General features: G+C 70.9%; 13 protein-coding genes. 10 read left to right on the top strand and 3 right to left on the bottom strand.

The window, feature by feature from the left end:
* The first annotated feature begins 19 nt into the window (after nt 1–19).
* From OG218_RS10695 to OG218_RS10670, 6 genes are all read left to right on the top strand, one after another.
* Complete coding sequence (locus OG218_RS10695) at nt 20–2890, top strand: FAD-binding and (Fe-S)-binding domain-containing protein (RefSeq protein ID WP_328293202.1); 2871 nt, start codon at nt 20–22, stop codon at nt 2888–2890.
* 111 nt (nt 2891–3001) lie between these two features.
* Nucleotides 3002–4015: a LacI family DNA-binding transcriptional regulator gene (locus OG218_RS10690; protein ID WP_328293201.1), complete on the top strand. Its 1014-nt coding sequence runs from the start codon at nt 3002–3004 to the stop codon at nt 4013–4015.
* A 216-nt stretch (nt 4016–4231) separates the two neighbouring features.
* The gene (locus OG218_RS10685) at nt 4232–6430 is read left to right on the top strand and encodes a glycoside hydrolase family 36 protein (protein WP_328293200.1); all 2199 of its coding nucleotides are present in this window, start codon (nt 4232–4234) and stop codon (nt 6428–6430) included.
* Between the two features lie 111 nt (nt 6431–6541).
* The gene (locus OG218_RS10680; protein ID WP_328293199.1) at nt 6542–7819 is read left to right on the top strand and encodes an ABC transporter substrate-binding protein; all 1278 of its coding nucleotides are present in this window, start codon (nt 6542–6544) and stop codon (nt 7817–7819) included.
* 98 nt (nt 7820–7917) lie between these two features.
* Nucleotides 7918–8757 carry a carbohydrate ABC transporter permease gene (locus tag OG218_RS10675; protein ID WP_328296231.1) on the top strand — a complete coding sequence of 280 codons (840 nt, stop codon included), beginning with the start codon at nt 7918–7920 and terminating at the stop codon, nt 8755–8757.
* On the top strand, nt 8754–9599 hold the full coding sequence (locus tag OG218_RS10670) for a carbohydrate ABC transporter permease (protein WP_328293198.1): 846 nt from the start codon (nt 8754–8756) through the stop codon (nt 9597–9599). The genes OG218_RS10675 and OG218_RS10670 overlap by 4 nt, the downstream gene beginning before the upstream one ends.
* A 789-nt stretch (nt 9600–10388) precedes the next feature.
* Here the strand turns inward: OG218_RS10670 and OG218_RS10665 are convergent.
* Together OG218_RS10665 and OG218_RS10660 are read right to left on the bottom strand one after the other, a co-directional pair.
* A complete protein-coding gene (locus OG218_RS10665; RefSeq protein ID WP_328293197.1) occupies nt 10389–11405 on the bottom strand; it encodes a helix-turn-helix domain-containing protein in 1017 nt (338 codons plus the stop codon).
* Nucleotides 11406–11445: 40 nt separating this feature from the next.
* Nucleotides 11446–12432, bottom strand: a complete 987-nt coding sequence (locus tag OG218_RS10660; RefSeq protein WP_328293196.1) for an alpha/beta hydrolase — start codon at nt 12430–12432, stop codon at nt 11446–11448.
* 184 nt (nt 12433–12616) lie between these two features.
* Here OG218_RS10660 and OG218_RS10655 point away from each other — a divergent pair, with 184 nt between their 5' ends.
* Nucleotides 12617–13225 (top strand): dihydrofolate reductase family protein, encoded by a 609-nt coding sequence (locus tag OG218_RS10655; protein WP_328293195.1) that lies wholly within the window; start codon nt 12617–12619, stop codon nt 13223–13225.
* Here the strand turns inward: OG218_RS10655 and OG218_RS10650 are convergent.
* Entirely contained in the window at nt 13184–13624 is a 441-nt protein-coding gene (locus OG218_RS10650; protein ID WP_328293194.1) for a hypothetical protein, read from the bottom strand. The two genes, OG218_RS10655 and OG218_RS10650, sit on opposite strands and share 42 nt — an antisense overlap.
* A 134-nt stretch (nt 13625–13758) precedes the next feature.
* On the opposite strand from OG218_RS10650, the gene OG218_RS10645 reads away from it, so the two are divergent.
* From OG218_RS10645 to OG218_RS10635, 3 genes are read left to right on the top strand one after another with little or no spacing between them, the layout of a single operon-like run.
* A complete protein-coding gene (locus tag OG218_RS10645; protein ID WP_328293193.1) occupies nt 13759–14277 on the top strand; it encodes a HutD family protein in 519 nt (172 codons plus the stop codon).
* Nucleotides 14213–15343: an FAD-dependent oxidoreductase gene (locus tag OG218_RS10640; protein WP_328293192.1), complete on the top strand. Its 1131-nt coding sequence runs from the start codon at nt 14213–14215 to the stop codon at nt 15341–15343. The genes OG218_RS10645 and OG218_RS10640 overlap by 65 nt, the downstream gene beginning before the upstream one ends.
* Complete coding sequence (locus OG218_RS10635) at nt 15327–16538, top strand: allantoate amidohydrolase (RefSeq protein ID WP_328293191.1); 1212 nt, start codon at nt 15327–15329, stop codon at nt 16536–16538. Before OG218_RS10640 ends, OG218_RS10635 begins: the two co-directional genes overlap by 17 nt.

Genomic DNA, 16538 nt, shown 5'->3' with positions numbered 1-16538 from the left:
GCGGCGGCACACTGGGCACGTGACCCTGATCGACGAGACCCGCGCCGAGGCCGCTGCCGGTGCGGACCTGCTGACCAGCCTGAACGCCGCCCTCGGCACCACCACCGGGTCCGGCGTCGTGGACGCCTCGAGCCGGCGCCGCGCGGAGTACACGACCGACGCGTCGAACTACCGCGTCGTCCCGCAGGTCGTCGTCTTCCCGCGCACGGTCGAGGACGTCGAAGCCGTCTGGGCGGTCTGCCGCCGTCTCGGGGTCCCGTTCACCTCCCGCGGCGCCGGCACCTCGGTCGCGGGGAACGCGATCGGGGAGGGGGTCGTCCTCGACTTCTCCCGTCACCTCCACCGCGTCCTCGAGATCGACCCCGAGACCATGACCGCGCTCATCGAACCCGGCGTCATCCTCGACGACCTGCAGCGCCAGGCCGCGCCACTCGGCCTGCGGTTCGGGCCGGACCCCTCGACCCACGCCCGCTGCACCGTCGGAGGGATGATCGGCAACGACGCCTGCGGATCGCACGCGCTGGCCTACGGCCGGACCTCGCACAACGTCGTCGCCCTCGAGGTCCTCGACGGTCACGGCCGCCGCTACTGGACCGACGCCCCGCCCGCGGACCTCCTCGCCGAGCTGCAGGCCGTGGCCTCCCGCCACCTCGGGACCATCCGGACCTCCTTCGCCACGTTCGGTCGTCAGGTGTCCGGGTACGCCCTGGAACACCTGCTGCCCGAGACCGGCGGGCCCACCGGGACCGCCCTCGCCCGGCTGCTGACCGGGTCGGAGGGGACGCTGGTGACGATCCTGCGGGCCCGGGTCCGCCTCGTGCGCCAGTCCCCGTCGACGACGTTCGTCGTCCTCGGCTACGCCTCGATGCACGAGGCCGCCGACGCCACCCCCGCCCTGCTGGAACACGCCCCGCTCGCCGTCGAGGGCATCGACCGTCGCCTCGCCGACATCGTCGTGCGCCGCGGAGGTTCCGTCGACGGCCTCCCCGGCGGTGACGGCTGGCTGTTCGTCGAGATGGGCGGGGAGACCCCGGAGGAGTCCCTCGCTGCTGCGGAGGCGATGGTGCGCGACTCCCGGGCGCTGGACTCCGTCGTCATCCCGACCGCCGCCGCCGCGCGGAAGTTGTGGCGCATCCGCGAGGACGGCGCCGGACTGGCCGGGCGTTCCCCCGAGGGGTTGCCGGCGTGGCCGGGCTGGGAGGACGCCGCCGTCCCGCCCGCACGGCTGGGGGCCTACCTGCGCGAGTTCGACGCGCTGATGGCGACCCACGGTGTCGACGGGCTGGCCTACGGGCACTTCGGGGACGGCTGCATCCACGTCCGCATCGACTTCCCGCTCTACGAGAACGGCGGCGGCGCCGTGGCGAAGGCGTTCCTCGAGGACGCCGCCCGGCTCGTCGCGAAGCACGGCGGTTCCCTCTCGGGAGAGCACGGTGACGGCCGGGCCCGCGGTGGGTTGCTGCCGCTGATGTACGACGCCGAGGCGATCTCCGCCTTCGAGGAGGTCAAGCGCGCCTTCGATCCCGATGACCTGCTGAACCCGGGGATCATCGTCCGACCCGCCGACGTCGCCGCGGACCTCCGCGTCCCCTCGGCCCGGCCGGCGCACGCGCTGGGCATGCCTGGTCGTTCGGGACTGAAGTTCGCCTACTCCCAGGACCAGGGCGACCTCACCCGCGCCGTCCACCGCTGCGTCGGGGTCGGCAAGTGCCGCGCCGACTCCGGCGGCGTCATGTGCCCGAGCTACCTGGCGACCGGTGACGAGAAGGACTCCACCCGTGGGCGGGCCCGGCTGTTGCAGGAGATGGCCAACGGCACCCTCGTCACCGACGGCTGGCGCTCGCAGGAGGTCAAGGACGTCCTCGACCTCTGCCTGTCCTGCAAGGGGTGCAGCGCGGACTGCCCCGCCGGGGTCGACATGCCGACCTACAAGGCGGAGTTCCTCGACAAGTTCTACGCGGGCCGGTTGCGGCCGATGAACCACTACCTCCTGGGCTGGTTGCCGCGCTGGTCGAAGCTCGCCTCCTACGCGCCGAAGGTCGTGAACGCCCTGACGTCGGTGCCGGCGCTGGCGTGGACGGCGCGGGCGCTGGGTGGGGTGGACCAGCACCGGCCGCTGCCGGCGTTCGCGGAGGAGACGTTCCGGGCGTGGTTCCGCCAGCGCCCCGAACGTGCGGGCGAACCCGTCCTGCTGTGGGTGGACTCCTTCACCGAGAACTTCTCCCCCGAGGTCGGCCAGGCCGCCGTGAAGCTCCTCGAACACCTCGGTTTCCAGGTGCGACTCACCGAGCAGCAGGTCTGCTGCGGTCTCACCTGGGTCTCCACCGGGCAGCTCGACGGAGCGAAGCGGCAGCTGCGCTCGTCGCTCGACGCGCTGGGGAACTCCGAGATCCCCGTGGTCGGGCTGGAACCGTCGTGCACCGCGCTGCTGCGCGAGGACGCCGCGGAACTGCTGCCCGACGACCCCCGCGCCCACGCGCTGGAACGTCGGGTGAAGACCCTGGCGGAACTCATCGCGGAACGGCGTCCGGACTGGATCCCGCCGCGGGTGGACCAGAAGGCCGTCGTCCAGCCGCACTGCCACCAGCACGCGGTCATGGGTTTCTCGCCCGACGAACGCCTGCTGGCCAAGGCCGGGGTCGAGGCGAAGGTCCTGAACGGCTGCTGCGGACTGGCCGGGAACTTCGGGGCCGAGAAGGGCCACTACGACGTGTCGGTGAAGGTCGCCGAGCACGCGTTCCTGCCCGCGCTGCGCGAGCGCGGGGACGCGGTCGTCGTGGCCGACGGGTACTCCTGCCGGACCCAGTCGGACAACCTCACGGGGATCAAGCCCAAGCACCTCGCGGAACTGCTGGCCGACGCGCTGCCGGAGGACGATTCCCGCGCCTAGCCGGTCGGCACGATCCAGAGCTGGCTGGCTCGGTTGTCAGCGATCCGCGCAGCAGGCCCTGCGTGGCCTTGGAGGCTTCGGCACGGACGTTCACCCACTAGCATTCAGCTCATGCCGGGTCCGCGTCGCAAGGCGTCCACGATCGTCGACGTGGCCCGCGTCGCCGGTGTTTCGCTTCCGACCGTCTCCCGCGTGCTGAACGACACCGTGCCCGTTCGTCCGGCCACCAGGGCACGCGTGCTGGCCGCGATGGAGGAGTTGTCCTACCGGCCCAACAGCGCCGCCCGGACCTTGAAGTCGGGGCAGCAGTCGATCGTCGGGGTCATCGCGCCGGACACGGTGTCCTACGGACGGGCACGCATGCTGGCTCAGATCGAGGAGCGGGCGCGAAGCCGGGAGTACCTGGTTGCGGTGACCTACGTCGAGCCGGACGTGGTGGGGAAGGCGAGCTCGGCCCTGGACGTGCTCCTGGGCCAGTCCGTCGTCGGGGTGGTCGTGTTGGACCTGAACACCTACGACGCGCCGGCGTTGCAGGCCAGGCTGGGTGATGTGCCGTGGGCAACCGTGACCAACGGGTTGGGACTGACCATCGACGTGCCGCACGTCATGGTGGATGACCGCCTCGCCGCCGCTGACATGACCCGCCACCTGCTCGGCCTGGGCCACCACACGGTCCACCACGTCGCGGTCCCGGGCTTCGGCAGCGATGTCCACTCGCGGGAGCTGGGTTGGCGCGACGCGCTGCTGGAGGCAGGCGTGCCCGTCCCGGAGCCCGTGATGTGCGACTGGACGCCCGCGTCGGCTCGACTGGCGGGCTTGCGGCTGGCTGGAGACCCCTCCCTCACTGCGGTCTTCTGCACCAATGACGAGATCGCGCTCGGAGTCATGCGTGGGTTGCACGAAGCAGGACGCGAGGTGCCCGGAGACGTGAGCGTGGCCGGGATCGACGATCAACCGCTGGCGCAGTGCTGGGTGCCTGCGTTGACCACCTACCGCATGGACTTCGACTGGGCGGGGGCCGCGGCCTTCGAGTTGCTGCTGGACCCCCTGCACGGGGCTGATCGAGCTGGACGACCGACGTCGGGGATCATCGTCCGCGAGAGCTGCTCGCAGCCGAGGCCCTGACGGGGCCCGAAGTCTCAGAAGTGCTGCGGGACAGGCTGGCCCGCGTCACGCACTCACGCACGCGTGCTGCGGTCCCGAGTCGTGGTGTATCCGTCAGCAGTTGATCGTGCTGCTCCCTTGCATCTGGCGTGAGAGCCCCCTACAGTCCTGATCAACGTTTTCATGATTAACGTTTACATCGGACGTCAGACGCTATCTGGAGCACAGGAGCCTCAGTTGCCCTTCGACACGACGCTCGTCACCATCCCCCACGCTTCGCCGGCCGAACGCGACCCGAGCCGTCCCCACCTGAGCATGCACACCGACGACTCCGGTCTGACGTGGAGCCCCGGAGAACTCGCGATCGTGCTGCGTTGGGGGGTCGACGAACCGGTCCGCGTCGCCGGACTCGGGGGTGGCGGGACGGCAGAGGTCACCTCGGCCCTCCAGCCCCTGGTCGAAATCATGGTCACCGGTGACGGGCGCATCCGGAACACCACCCGGCACACCCACACGGGGGTCGGGGCGCGGCTGCGCTACCTCGAGCACGAGACGAGCAACCTGCAGGACGAGGCAGTTCTCGCCATCACCCAGTTCGACCCTCGGACGGGTCTGCGCGTCACCTCGACGTTTCGATGCTCGCCCGACGTCGCAGCCGCTCGGGTGACCACGACGGTCGAGAACACGAAGTCAGCGTCCGTGGTCCTGGAAGCCGTGACGTCCTTCGCCACAGGTACTCTCACCGCCCCGGATGAAGATCCGCGTGACCTGCTCCTTCACCGCGGAACCGGTGAACAGCTGGCCGAGAACCGTTGGTCTGCAGAACCTCTCTGGTCGCAGATGGGACTGGCCGACTTCAACTCGGGCATCCAGAACCAGCCGGGTCGATCCTCGGCCCGCGCCGTGGGAACGTCCACCTGGACCACGGTGCGCCACTTGCCCACCGGCATGGTGGAGAACCGGGTGACGGGCCGAGCGCTGGCGTGGCAGATCGAGCACAACGGTGGATGGCGCTGGGACGTCGTCGACCGTCGGGTCGGGGAGGACTCCACCGCGCTGATCCTCCTCGGTCCTGAAGACCTGGACCACCACTGGTCGCAGGAGCTCCTGGCAGGTGAGACCTTCGTGTCGGTCCCTGCATCCTTCGCAGTTTCCGAGCGGGGAGCGACTGCCGCGCTGGCTCAGCTCACCGCTCACCGCCGGTGGCTGCGCCGGGGTCACACGGCGGACGCAGGGTCGCTGCTGGTCTACAACGACTTCATGAACACCATCCGTGGGGACCCCACCACCGCGGCGCTGCTCCCGCTGGTCGAAGCGGCCGCTGCCGCTGGGGCGGAATGCTTCTGCATCGACGCCGGCTGGTACGACGACACTGACGACGGGGGCTGGTGGGGGACCGTAGGTGCGTGGGAACCGTCGTCGCGACGATTCCCCGGGGGAGGCATGGGGGTCGTCACCCGGCGCATCAGGGACCTGGGGATGACGGTCGGCCTGTGGCTCGAACCTGAGGTCATCGGACAGGACAGCCCGTTGGCCCGGACACTTCCGGAGGAGGCGTTCCTGCGCCGTCACGGACGTCGGGTCCGCGAGGACCGGCGGTTCTTCCTGGATCTTCGGCACCCGGCTGCCCAGCAGCACCTCGACGACACGATCGATCGATTGGTAGCGGACTTCGAGGTCGGGTTCTTCAAGCTCGACTACAACGTCACGCCGGGCCCGGGCACTGATCACGAGGCCACGTCCGTCGGTGCCGGCCTGCTGGGACACAACCGGGCCCACCTGGCCTGGTTCTCCAGGCTGCGCCGACGGCATCCCGCCGTCGTCTTCGAGAACTGCAGTTCGGGTGCCATGCGGGCCGACTTCGGGATGCTCGAGCTGTTCGACCTGCAGTCGACCTCCGACCAGCAGGACTTCCGTCTGTACCCGGCGATCGCGGCGGGAGCGCCCTTGCAGATGCCGCCAGAGATGGCGGGGAACTGGGCTTACGCCCAACCGACGATGAGCCTGGAGGAGATCGCCTACTGCATGACGACCGGACTCAGCGGCCGACTCTACCTGTCAGGGTTCATCAACCAGATGGACGGACCGCAGTTCGCGCTCGTGCGCGACGCCGTCCAGGTCGCCAAGGATCTACGGGACGGCATCGCACGCTCCGTCCCAGGGTGGCCCTCCGGTTACCCCCAGTGGTACGGCGACTCGGTCACCCTGACGTTGAACACCCCGGATCGAGCCTTGCTCTTCTGCTGGTTCCGCGGGGATGACGAGGGCCAGGAGATCCAGCTCGACCTCGGCGCCGGAACCACCGCGGGTGATCTCGTGGAGGTGTACCCCCGTGTTCTCCAGCCTTGGGGACGCGACGACGTGGAAGGCCGCATCGTCTTGCGCCCGGGCATGGCTGGTCCGTCGGCCAGGGTCTACCAGTTCACTCCGGCGTGATCGCTGCGGTCGAGCCACTCCAGAACGTTCCACAGCATCAAACCAGCACCAGCACCAGCACCAGCACCGACCGAGCGGGCGGTGCCCGATCACGACCTGAGGACGACAGCGATGAAGCTCTCACCTTCCACCATCTCGCGCCGAGCGATCCTGGCCACGGCGGCAACCACCTCCCTCATGGCATCGGCTGCGTGCAGTCGCAGCACCGCCGGTGACAGCGCCGGGGGCAAGGCGCTGCAGATGTTCGTGAACATGGGGGCCGACACCCCGCAGGCAGCGGCGATGAACAAGATCGTCGCGAGCTACCAGCAGGAGACCGGTCAGGCCATTCAGGTCACGGCGGTGTCGACGGGTTTCGAGAACCAGATGAAGGTTCGGTTGGCCTCCAAGGACATCCCGGACCTGTTCTCGACCCACGGCTGGTCGCTGCTGCGCTACTCCAGCTTCCTGGAACGACTCACGGACAGGTCGTGGGCAGCTGACGTCAACCCACAGCTGGACTCCTCGATGCGCGACGCGAACGGTGACATCTACGCCTTCCCCGGCGAGACCAACGTCGCGGGCGTGCTGTACAGCCAGAAGGCGCTCGCCGCGGCCGGCGTCGATGCGGCGCAGCTGACGTCCTGGGAGGCCTTCGGTACGGCTGCCGATGCCCTGCTCGCCGCTGGAATCACACCGATCTCCTGCAGTGGAAAGGATCAGGGGCCAGCTGGACACATCGCTGACCACCTGGCCATCGACACGTTCACGGACGAGCAGCTGCAGGCGATGAAAGACGGTACGTTCCAGGCTGACGCCTACGACGAGGTGCTCACGCGGGTCGCGCAGTGGCGCGACGGTCGCTGGTTCAACCCCGACTACGCCTCCGCCTCCCAGGACGACATGGCGCACGCACTCGCCGACGGGACGGCAGGCTTCGCCTTCCTGGGAACGTCCCTGCTCAGTCAGGCCCTGACCTACGCACCCGCCGCCGCCCTGGGTTTCTGCCCGTTGCCTCCGACCCACGGGACCGAGCCCTACCTCGTCGGTGGCGAAGGAAACCTGGCCTTCGGCGTCTCCAAGACCAGTACCCAGAAGGAGGCCGCACTCGCCTTCCTGGACCACCTGGCCAAACCCGAGAACGCCGCAGCTCTCGCGGAGTCGACGGGGTCGGCACCTGGTCTGAGCAGCGTGCAGGTCGACTTCGGCAGCCTCGCCAGCAGCTACGAGGCGTACGTCACGCCGGGAAAGGTTCCGGTCAAGCCCTACTTCGACCGGGTCTACCTCCCCAACGGCGCCTGGGACACCGTCGTGGCCACCACGGACTCCGTCATCTCCGGTCAGGGCAGTGTCGAGGACGCAGTGACCCAGATGCAGCGCCAGTACGAGACCCTGTACGGGCAGCAGTGAGTAGCGTTGGTCCTGCCGTCGCTGTCGCCGGCCGGCCCGCACCGGCTCCAGCGCCGGCCCCGATGCGTCGGCGTGGTCGCCTACCGCTGGTGAACCTGATGTACGTCCCGGCGCTGCTGCTCTTCGGCGTCTTCATCGTGTATCCCCTGGTGCGGGGGGTGGGCATCGCCTTCACCAACTGGGACGGGTACACCGACAACGAGTCCTTCGTGGGGTGGGCCAACTTCCGCCAGTTGTTGACCGACTCCGTGTTCCACACGGCGTTGCGGAACACCCTGGTCTACGGGTTCGGGTGCACGTTGCTCCAGCAGGTCATCGGCCTCGCCTTGGCCATCGCGCTCGACGGCGGAGGCCGCGCCAAGTCAGTGGCGCGGGCGGTCATCTACCTTCCCGTCCTGGTCTCCCCGGTCGTCATGGGGATGATGTACTACTTCCTCGTCCAGTACGATCGCGGTGCCCTGAACGATGTCGTGACCGGGCTCGGATTCGACCGGGTCGCGTGGCTCAGCAGCAGTACCGGTGCCGTCGTCATCATCGTGGCCGTGAACACCCTGCAGTTCGTCGGTACCTCGATGATCATCTACCTCGCCGGGCTGCAGTCGATCGGGACAGAGATCAACGAGGCGGCCGAGATCGACGGCGCCCGTGGGTGGAAGCTCCTGCGGCTGGTCACCATCCCGTTGCTCAAACCGGCGATCGTCTCCAGCGTCATCATCAACCTCATCGGCGGACTCAAACTGTTCGACGTCATCCAGGTCCTCACCGGCGGCGGCCCGGGGTACGCCACGCAGAGCGTGTCGACCTTGATCGGTCGCACGTACTTCGGCCAGCAGGCGGCCGGATACGCCTCGGCCATGGGGGTGGCGCTGTTCGTTCTGATCGCGGCCGTCTCCGTGGTCCTGATCATGCGGATGGAACGTTCGGGGAGGACGTCGTGAGCAGCGCCGACATCAACCGTCGACAGGGTCGAGCGGGGCAGGTGGTCAAGGTGGTCTTCATCGTGGTCGCCGTGCTGGCGCAGCTGACGCCCTTCTACCTCGGGGTGACGACCGCCCTGAAACCGGCGACCGACGGGTCCTCGCTCTGGTTGCCCCCCCTGTCGGGCGTCACCTTCGACAACTTCTCCACAGCAGTCTCCGTCGGCAAGCTCGACTGGGCTCTGCAGAACACCCTGCTCGTCACCGTGGCCAGCACGGCCCTGGTGTGTCTCGTCGCCTCCTTCGCGGCCTACCCGCTGGCTCGGAGGAACACGACGGGGAACCGCTTGGTGATCCTGGCGGTCCTGGGAATGTTGATGGTTCCGCCGCTGAGCATCCTCGTCCCCCTGTACTCGATGCTCTCGTCCTGGGGTGTCCTCAACACTTTCGGCGGTTTGATCCTGGTGGTCACGTCGACGCACCTGCCGCTGGCGATCTTCCTGTTCACCCAGTTCACCCGCAGCTTGCCCGTCTCGCTGGAGGAGGCGGCCGCGATCGACGGCGCGGGGTTGCTCACGACGTTCTTCCGCATCGTTCTGCCCTCGCTGCGTCCGGTGATGGCTACCGTGGTCATCCTCACCTCGACGAGCGTCTGGAACGAGTACGCCCTCAGTTCCTACATCAACAGCAAGACCGAGATGCGGATGCTCGCTCCCGCTGTCGCCTCCTTCTTCTCGGCGCAAGGCAACAACATCGGCGCTGCAGCGGGAGCTGCGCTCATCGGTCTGGCTCCGATCCTGGTCGTGTACCTCTTCCTCCAGAAGTACTTCGTCAAGGGTGCGTTGGCCGGCGCCGAGAAGTAGCTGCTCCGGACGGGAACCTCGAGGCAGGGCAGTCTTCTCCCCAGTCGAGCCGATCTGCTCTTGAGGGTGAGAAGAGCGTGGACAGACTCGCGGTGACGGGTGGTTGCGGCCGTCGCCGACGTGGCTGTCGCCACGGTCAGCACGGCGATCGGGGTACGACCTCCTCGGGAAGACGTGCGCTGTGGCGCCGGCTGATGAGCGGAGGGGCGAAGTTCCCGTCGGGCCGTGGCCCTGGACGCCGGTCCGCAGGTCGTCAACGACGACTGCGGAACTCCTGTCGTGAGCAGTCGCGTCGCCGCGACCGGCATCACCCCGGTCGCGTCCACCCACCGTTCGCCCTGCGCAGCATCGTGCAGCTGCACACCGAGGACGGGGCCACCGGACTGGGACCAGCCCGTCGCCACCGCGGCTGCCTCGATGCAGTGCGTCACCACGCGGAGGGACTCCGCAGCGTTCACCGACCTGCTCGGGAACCTCCGGTCCGAACGCGCTCCGGTCTTCACCCTGGCCATGGACAACGGGTCCGCCCACAACCCCCGAACACGTCCGACAGTGGCTCTCCGAGCATCCGGGGGTGACGGTCGTCGACACTCCCGTGCACGCCTCGTGGGTCGAGTCGGTGTTCGGGGATCTGTGTCCGCCAGGTCCTGCGTCACGGAGTCTTCGAGGGCCCCGACGACTGCGACGCGACGGTTCAGGCCTGGACTGGACACCGGAACAGATCGCTTCGGCCGGTCACTCCCACCTGGCAGACCACCCCGGCTCGATCACGAACTTCACGCCAGACCACTAGGAGTTCCGGTGCAGCCGGCGCAGGACGAGCGCCAGCTGCAGGCGCTGCAACCCGGCCACGTCCTGCAGTTCCCAGCCCAGCGCGCGCTGGGCGGTGAGCACCCGGGCCTGCACCGTCGAGTGGTGGACCGCGAGTTCCGTCGCGGCCGCGCGCCGGCTGGACGTCGTGGCCAGGACGTCCAGGGTGCGCAGCATCCAGGGCGCGAGGACGGCGGCGCGTTCCACGGCCCCGACGTCGGGAACCGGGGGCGCACCGGCCGGCACGGCCGCGGCCAGCAGCAGCAACCCCTGCACCGCCTCCGCGTGGACGATCCGTGGCCCCGGGTCGGTCGCGGTGCCCTCGGCGGTGAGGCGCAGCGCGCGACGGGCGGCGACCCAGGAACCCGGGAGCTCGTCCACCGTCACGACCGGTCCCACCCCGGCCCGCCGCGACCCGAGCGGGGGTTCCACCGGGCCGGTGAGGACCAGGGCGGTGCCGTCGACCACCGCGACGGCGCGGCAGGGGGTCTCCGGTGCGAGGCCGAGGCTCCGTGCCGCACGACGACGGTCGTCGCGCGGCGTCCGCGGGTCGAGCACGACCTCCAGGAGGTCCGCGTCCTGACGTCGCGATGCCGACGCCGCGAGCGGGCGGGTGCGTTCCAGGACGCTGCGGGCCAGGGCGCAGGCGCGTTCCAGCACGACCGCGTCCACGACGCGGGGCGGACCCGACCGTTCCAGCCACAGGACCGCCACGTCGTCGACGGCCGCGCTCAACCACGCCGGGTCCGGTCCCGACGACCCGTCCGCGACGTCGTCCTCGCCGGGCTCGTTCTCGCCCGCGGAGTTCACCCGCAACCGCAGGTGCCGACGCGCGTCGAGGAACCTGGCGGGACTGCCGGTGAGCGACGTCGCCCCGCGGACGATCGCGTGCAGACCCGCGTGCCCCGCGGCGAGTTCGTCGAAGTACGACACGACGCGCAGCGCGGCCCCCGCGTCGGGGTCGAGCGCCGAGAGTCGCACCGTCAGGTCCCTCACGAGCCCATCCTGCGCTCGCGGGGGCCCGACGGGAAGCGGTTCAGGCCTGCACGAGGCGGGACAGCCACGCTCGTCGTGCGGCCCGGGCTGCCTGGGAGATCGCCGCCTGCGGGGCGAACACGTCGAAACCGTGGAACCCGCCGGGCCAGACGTGCAGTTCCGCCCGCCCGCCGGCCTGCCAGATGCGGCTCGCGTAGGCGATGTCCTCGTCGCGGAAGTTCTCCGCCGAGGCCACGTCGACGAACGTCGGCGGCAACCCCGTCAGGTCCTGAGCCCGGGCCGGCGCGGCGTAGGGCGAGACGTCCGGGCCTCCCCTGGCCGCGCCCAGCAACGCGCTCCAGCCGGTGTCGTTGGCCGTGCGGCCCCAGGTCCCGGTGTCGGCCATCTGCACCGCGGACGGGGAGTCGTTGCGGTCGTCCAGCATCGGGTAGATCAGCAGCTGGCCCAGCAGTCCGGGACCGCGGCGGTCACGGGCCAGCAGGGCGACCGCGGCGGCCAGCCCGCCGCCGGCGCTGGCCCCCGCGACGACGATGCGCGCCGGGTCGAAACCCAGTTCGCCCGCGTGCTCCGCGGTCCAGACCAGCCCGGCGTAGCAGTCCTCGACCGGTCCGGGGTGTGGGGTCTCGGGTGCGAGGCGGTACTCCACCGACACGACGACCAGGCCGAACTCCTGGGCCCAGTCCAGGGCCTCGGCGATGCCGCCGCGGTTGTCGCCGAGGACCATCCCGCCCCCGTGGATCCAGTAGACCGCTCCCGTCACGGTCGTCGTGGGACGGCAGATCAGCAGGCTGACGTCGGGGGCGCCGTCGGGACCGGGGACGCTGCGTTCCTCGACGGTGAAGGCGCCGTCGCGGGCGAGTTCCTCGTCGCTCGGGGGCAGCTGACCGGGCAGGCCCTGGCGCACGACCGGGATGAGGTCGGGGGTGATGGGCGGGAAACCCCCGAGGGCGGCCAGCGCGGCCGCCGCTTCGGGGTCGAAGGGGGTGACGGAGCCCGTGGTGCTCGTGATGTTGGTGGTGGTGGTCATCGTTGACCTCTCGACGGTGTGTTCCGGTCGACGGCCGACCGGTCGCCCCCCAGACTGCACCCGGGGCCGGCCCGCCGAGCGTGCGAGGCGGCGGGCGCCGTCCGCCAGGTGGCGGACGGTCGTCCCGCCGGCCGCTGAGTCCTGACCGATCCCGAGCGCCACCCTCGACGGAGGTCCCACCCGCATGAGTCGTGTCGTCTGCCACCAGACCGTGTCCCTCGACGGCTTCACCGCCGGTCCGGACCAGAGCCTCGAGCACCCCATGGGGGTCGGGACCGAACTGCTGCACCAGTGGCAGTTCCGCTCCGGGGAGCCCGGCCACGAGGCCGACGCGGCCTGGCGCGCGGGTCTGCTGGCCCCGCTGGGGGCAGTGGTCATGGGCCGCAACATGTTCGGTCCGGTCCGGGGTGAGTGGCCGGACGAGACCTGGCGCGGGTGGTGGGGCGAGGAACCGCCCTACCACGCGCCGGTCTTCGTCCTCACCCACCACGAGCGGGCCCCCCTGGAACTGACCGGGACGACCTTCCACTTCGTCACCGAAGGTTTCGACGCCGCCTTCGCCCGCGCCCGGGAGGCGGCCGGGGCCGGCGACGTGCGCATCGCCGGCGGTGCCTCCACCGTCCGGCAGGCGCTGGCCGCGGGCGTGGTCGAGGAACTCGCCCTCGACGTCGTCCCGATCCTGATCGGGGCGGGGGAGCGACTCCTCGACGGGGTGACCGATCCCGGTCTCGTCCCCGTCGAGGTCGTCCACTCACCGCTCGCGACCCACGTCCGCTACCGCGTCGGTCGCTGAGGCGCGCCGCACGGCGAGGTCCACGAGCACGTGCACGTCACGGCGATCACGACCGGCGAGGAGCTTCCCGGGCCGGTGGACGTCGCGCAGTTCCTCCGTGCCGCCGACGGGGCGCCGGTCGTCGGCCGGCCCCCGGACCGCCCAGTTCACCACCTGGACCCGGACGGGGAACCCCGTCGTGGCGGAGGTGGAACCCCGCGGTTCGTACGAGGCGTGCAGGCGGGTGGACCCGGACGGCCAGGGAACCCGGTCGTCGGGGCGGTGCGTGAGGAACCAGGTGATGTCGTCACCGACGGTGGGGCGTGGCCGGCCGCCGGTGAGTTCCCGCACGTGCAGGACGACGGGGACGAGCTGGAAGAGGCGCAGGCTGACCGGGGTCAGCGGCGTGTGGCGATGCAATGAACGACCCGTGCACTCGACAGGTCCGGGGTGCGAAGCCCCCGGGCACGGGTTCACCGTCCGCGGACCGTACCTCCTCGCGCGGGTCGGGCGCCACCCACCGGCACCCGGTCGGAGGCGGGCATGCTGGGGGCGTGCGCACCGTCCGTCACGACGACGTCCCCGACCAGCCCTGGCGCAACGGGGGCGGGACGACGCGGGAACTCCACCGCGACGAGCGGTGGCGCCTCAGCGTCGCGACCATCAGCGCCGACGGCCCGTTCTCGACGTTCCCCGGGGTGACCCGCTGGTTCGCCGTGGCTCGGGGTGAGCTTGTGCTGGACCTGGACGGCGCACCCCAGGACGTCGGGCCGCGGGCGGTGCTGGTGTTCGACGGTGAGCTCCCCGTCGTGGCCCACCCCGAGGGGGAGGTGCTGGCGGTCAACGTGATGGCGACGTCACCCCCGGGGATCACCGTCGTGGGCGGCCGCTACGCGGGCGGGAGCGCAGTGGCGGTCGTCGACCTGGACACCCTGCAGGCACACTTCGAGGTGGCCCGCGGGGACCTCCCCGCCCTCGAACGGGCCGTCGTGATCCTGGAGGCGTCGGATGTCGCAGTTCCTCGTGGTCGGAGCCGGTCTCGCGGGAGCGTCCACCGCCTGGCGACTGACTGAGCGGGGCTTCTCCGTCACCCTGGTCGAACGCGACGTGCCGGCCTCGGCGCGGGGCAGCTCGCACGGGTCGGCGCGGATCTTCCGGTTCGCCTACCGGGAGCGGGACTACGTCGACCTCCTCGCGGCGTCGGTACCGCTGTGGTCCGAGCTGGAGCGGCGGCACGGAGCCCCGCTCATCACCCGGTGCGGGGCCCTCGACTTCGGTCCCGACCACGACGTGGCCGGGTTGGCGCGGGTCCTCGCCGCGGCGGGCGTCGAGCACGAACTCGTCCCCCGGCGCGCGGCCCGGGAACGGTGGCCGCACGTCGCCGCCGACAGCGACGTCCTGCTGCACCCGGCGGGCGGTGTCCTGGACGCGGAGCGGACCGTGGCGGCGATGGTCGCGGCCGCCCGGGCCGGTGGTGCGGAGGTGCTCACCGGCTGGCCGCTGCAGCACCTCGAACGCACCGCGACGGGGTTCACCGCCCATGCCGTCGACGGGCGCACGCTCGCGGCGGAACGCGTCGTCGTCAGTGCCGGCGGATGGCTGCCGGACCTGCTCGGGAACCTCTCGTTGCCGGCGGAGTTCCTGGCCGCGTTCCCTCCGCTGCAGGTGCGCGAGGAGAACGCCTTCCACTTCCGCTACCGCGACCCTGGTGCGTCCTGGCCGACCACCATCCACGAGCAGGACGGCACCTCCGTCTACTCCCTGCCCGGGGGTCGCGACGCGCAGTTCCGCGGGCAGAAGGTGGCCGAGTTCAACGGTGGCCGGGTCCTGCCCTCCGCCGCGGCCCGCACCGGTGCGATCGACCCCGCGAACCGCGCGCGGGTCGTGGAGCACGTGAGCCGGTTCCTCCCCGGCCTCGATCCGGAGCCCTACGCGGAGACGACCTGCCTGTTCACCAACACCCCCACCGAGGACTTCGTCGTCGACGGGGTGGACGGGGTGACCGTCCTGTCGCCCTGCTCCGGGCACGGCGCGAAGTTCGCACCGCTGCTCGGTGAGGTCGCCGCGGACGTCGCGCTCGGCACCGGGACCGTTCCCGAGCGGTTCCGGGTAGGTTCGGCGGGTGTCCGAGACCTCTGACCTGCTGGCCGCCATCGCCGACACCGGCCGGGACGCCACCCGGGGCGGGTACTCGCGCCCGGTCTTCTCCACCGCCGAACGCGATCTCGTGTCCTGGTACACGGCGGAACTCGCGGCGCGCGGGCTGGAGGCCGAGACCGACCGCAACGGGATCGTCTGGGCGTGGTGGAACCCCGCCGGTCTCCCGCTGGAGGGGGCCGTCGTCACCGGTAGCCACCTCGACTCCGTCCCCGGGGGTGGCGCGTTCGACGGACCGCTGGGGGTCGCCTCGGCGTTGCGGTCGCTCGACCTGCTGCGCCAACGCGGTGTCGTCCCCTCGAGACCGCTGGGTCTCGCGGTGTTCCCCGAGGAGGAGGGGTCCCGGTTCGGGGTGGCCTGCCTCGGTTCCCGGTTGCTGACCGGCGCCATCACCGCCGAGAAGGCGCTGGCCCTCACCGATCCGGAGGGGAACACCTTCGCCGACGTCGCCGCCCGCTCCGGGTTCGACCCCCGGGGTTTCGGCCGGGACGAGGAGACGCTCGCCCGCATCGGGACCTTCGTCGAACTCCACGTCGAGCAGGGCCGCGGGTTGATCGACCTCGACGCCCCCGTCGCCGTGGCGAGTTCCGTCATCGGTCACGGACGCTGGCGGTTCAGCGTCCACGGCCAGGGCAACCACGCGGGGACGACCCTGCTCGAGGACCGCCGCGACCCGTTGCTCGCGGCGTCCCGACTGGTCGTCGCGGTGCGCGAGGTCGCCGCCGCGAACCCCGGGACCCGGGCCACCGTCGGGCGGTTGCACCCGGTCCCCGGCGGGACGAACGTCATCGCCTCCCGCGTCGACCTGTGGCTGGACGTGCGTCACCCGGAGGACGTGGTGACGGTGGCCGTGGTCGCCGAGATCACGCGGCGCGCGCAGGAGATCGCCGCGGGGGAGGGGTGTTCCGTCGAGGTCCGCGAGGAGTCCTTCGGCGCCACCGTGGACTTCGACCCCGCCCTGGCCCGCCGCATCACGGGCGTGCTCGACGGCGCCCCGAACCTCTCGACCGGGGCCGGGCACGACGCGGGGATCCTCGCCGCGGTGGTCCCGACGGCGATGCTCTTCACCCGCAACCCGACCGGGGTCTCGCACTCGCCCGAGGAGGCGTGCACCGACGAGGACGCCGAACTCGGTTCGACCGCCCTCGTCGACGTCCTGGCGGACCTGCTGGTCTGA

Source organism: Kineococcus sp. NBC_00420, from assembly GCF_036021035.1.
In the GTDB taxonomy this organism is placed as follows: domain Bacteria; phylum Actinomycetota; class Actinomycetes; order Actinomycetales; family Kineococcaceae; genus Kineococcus.
Note: the sequence above shows the minus strand (reverse complement) of the source record. Positions and strands in the feature narration are given on the sequence as shown.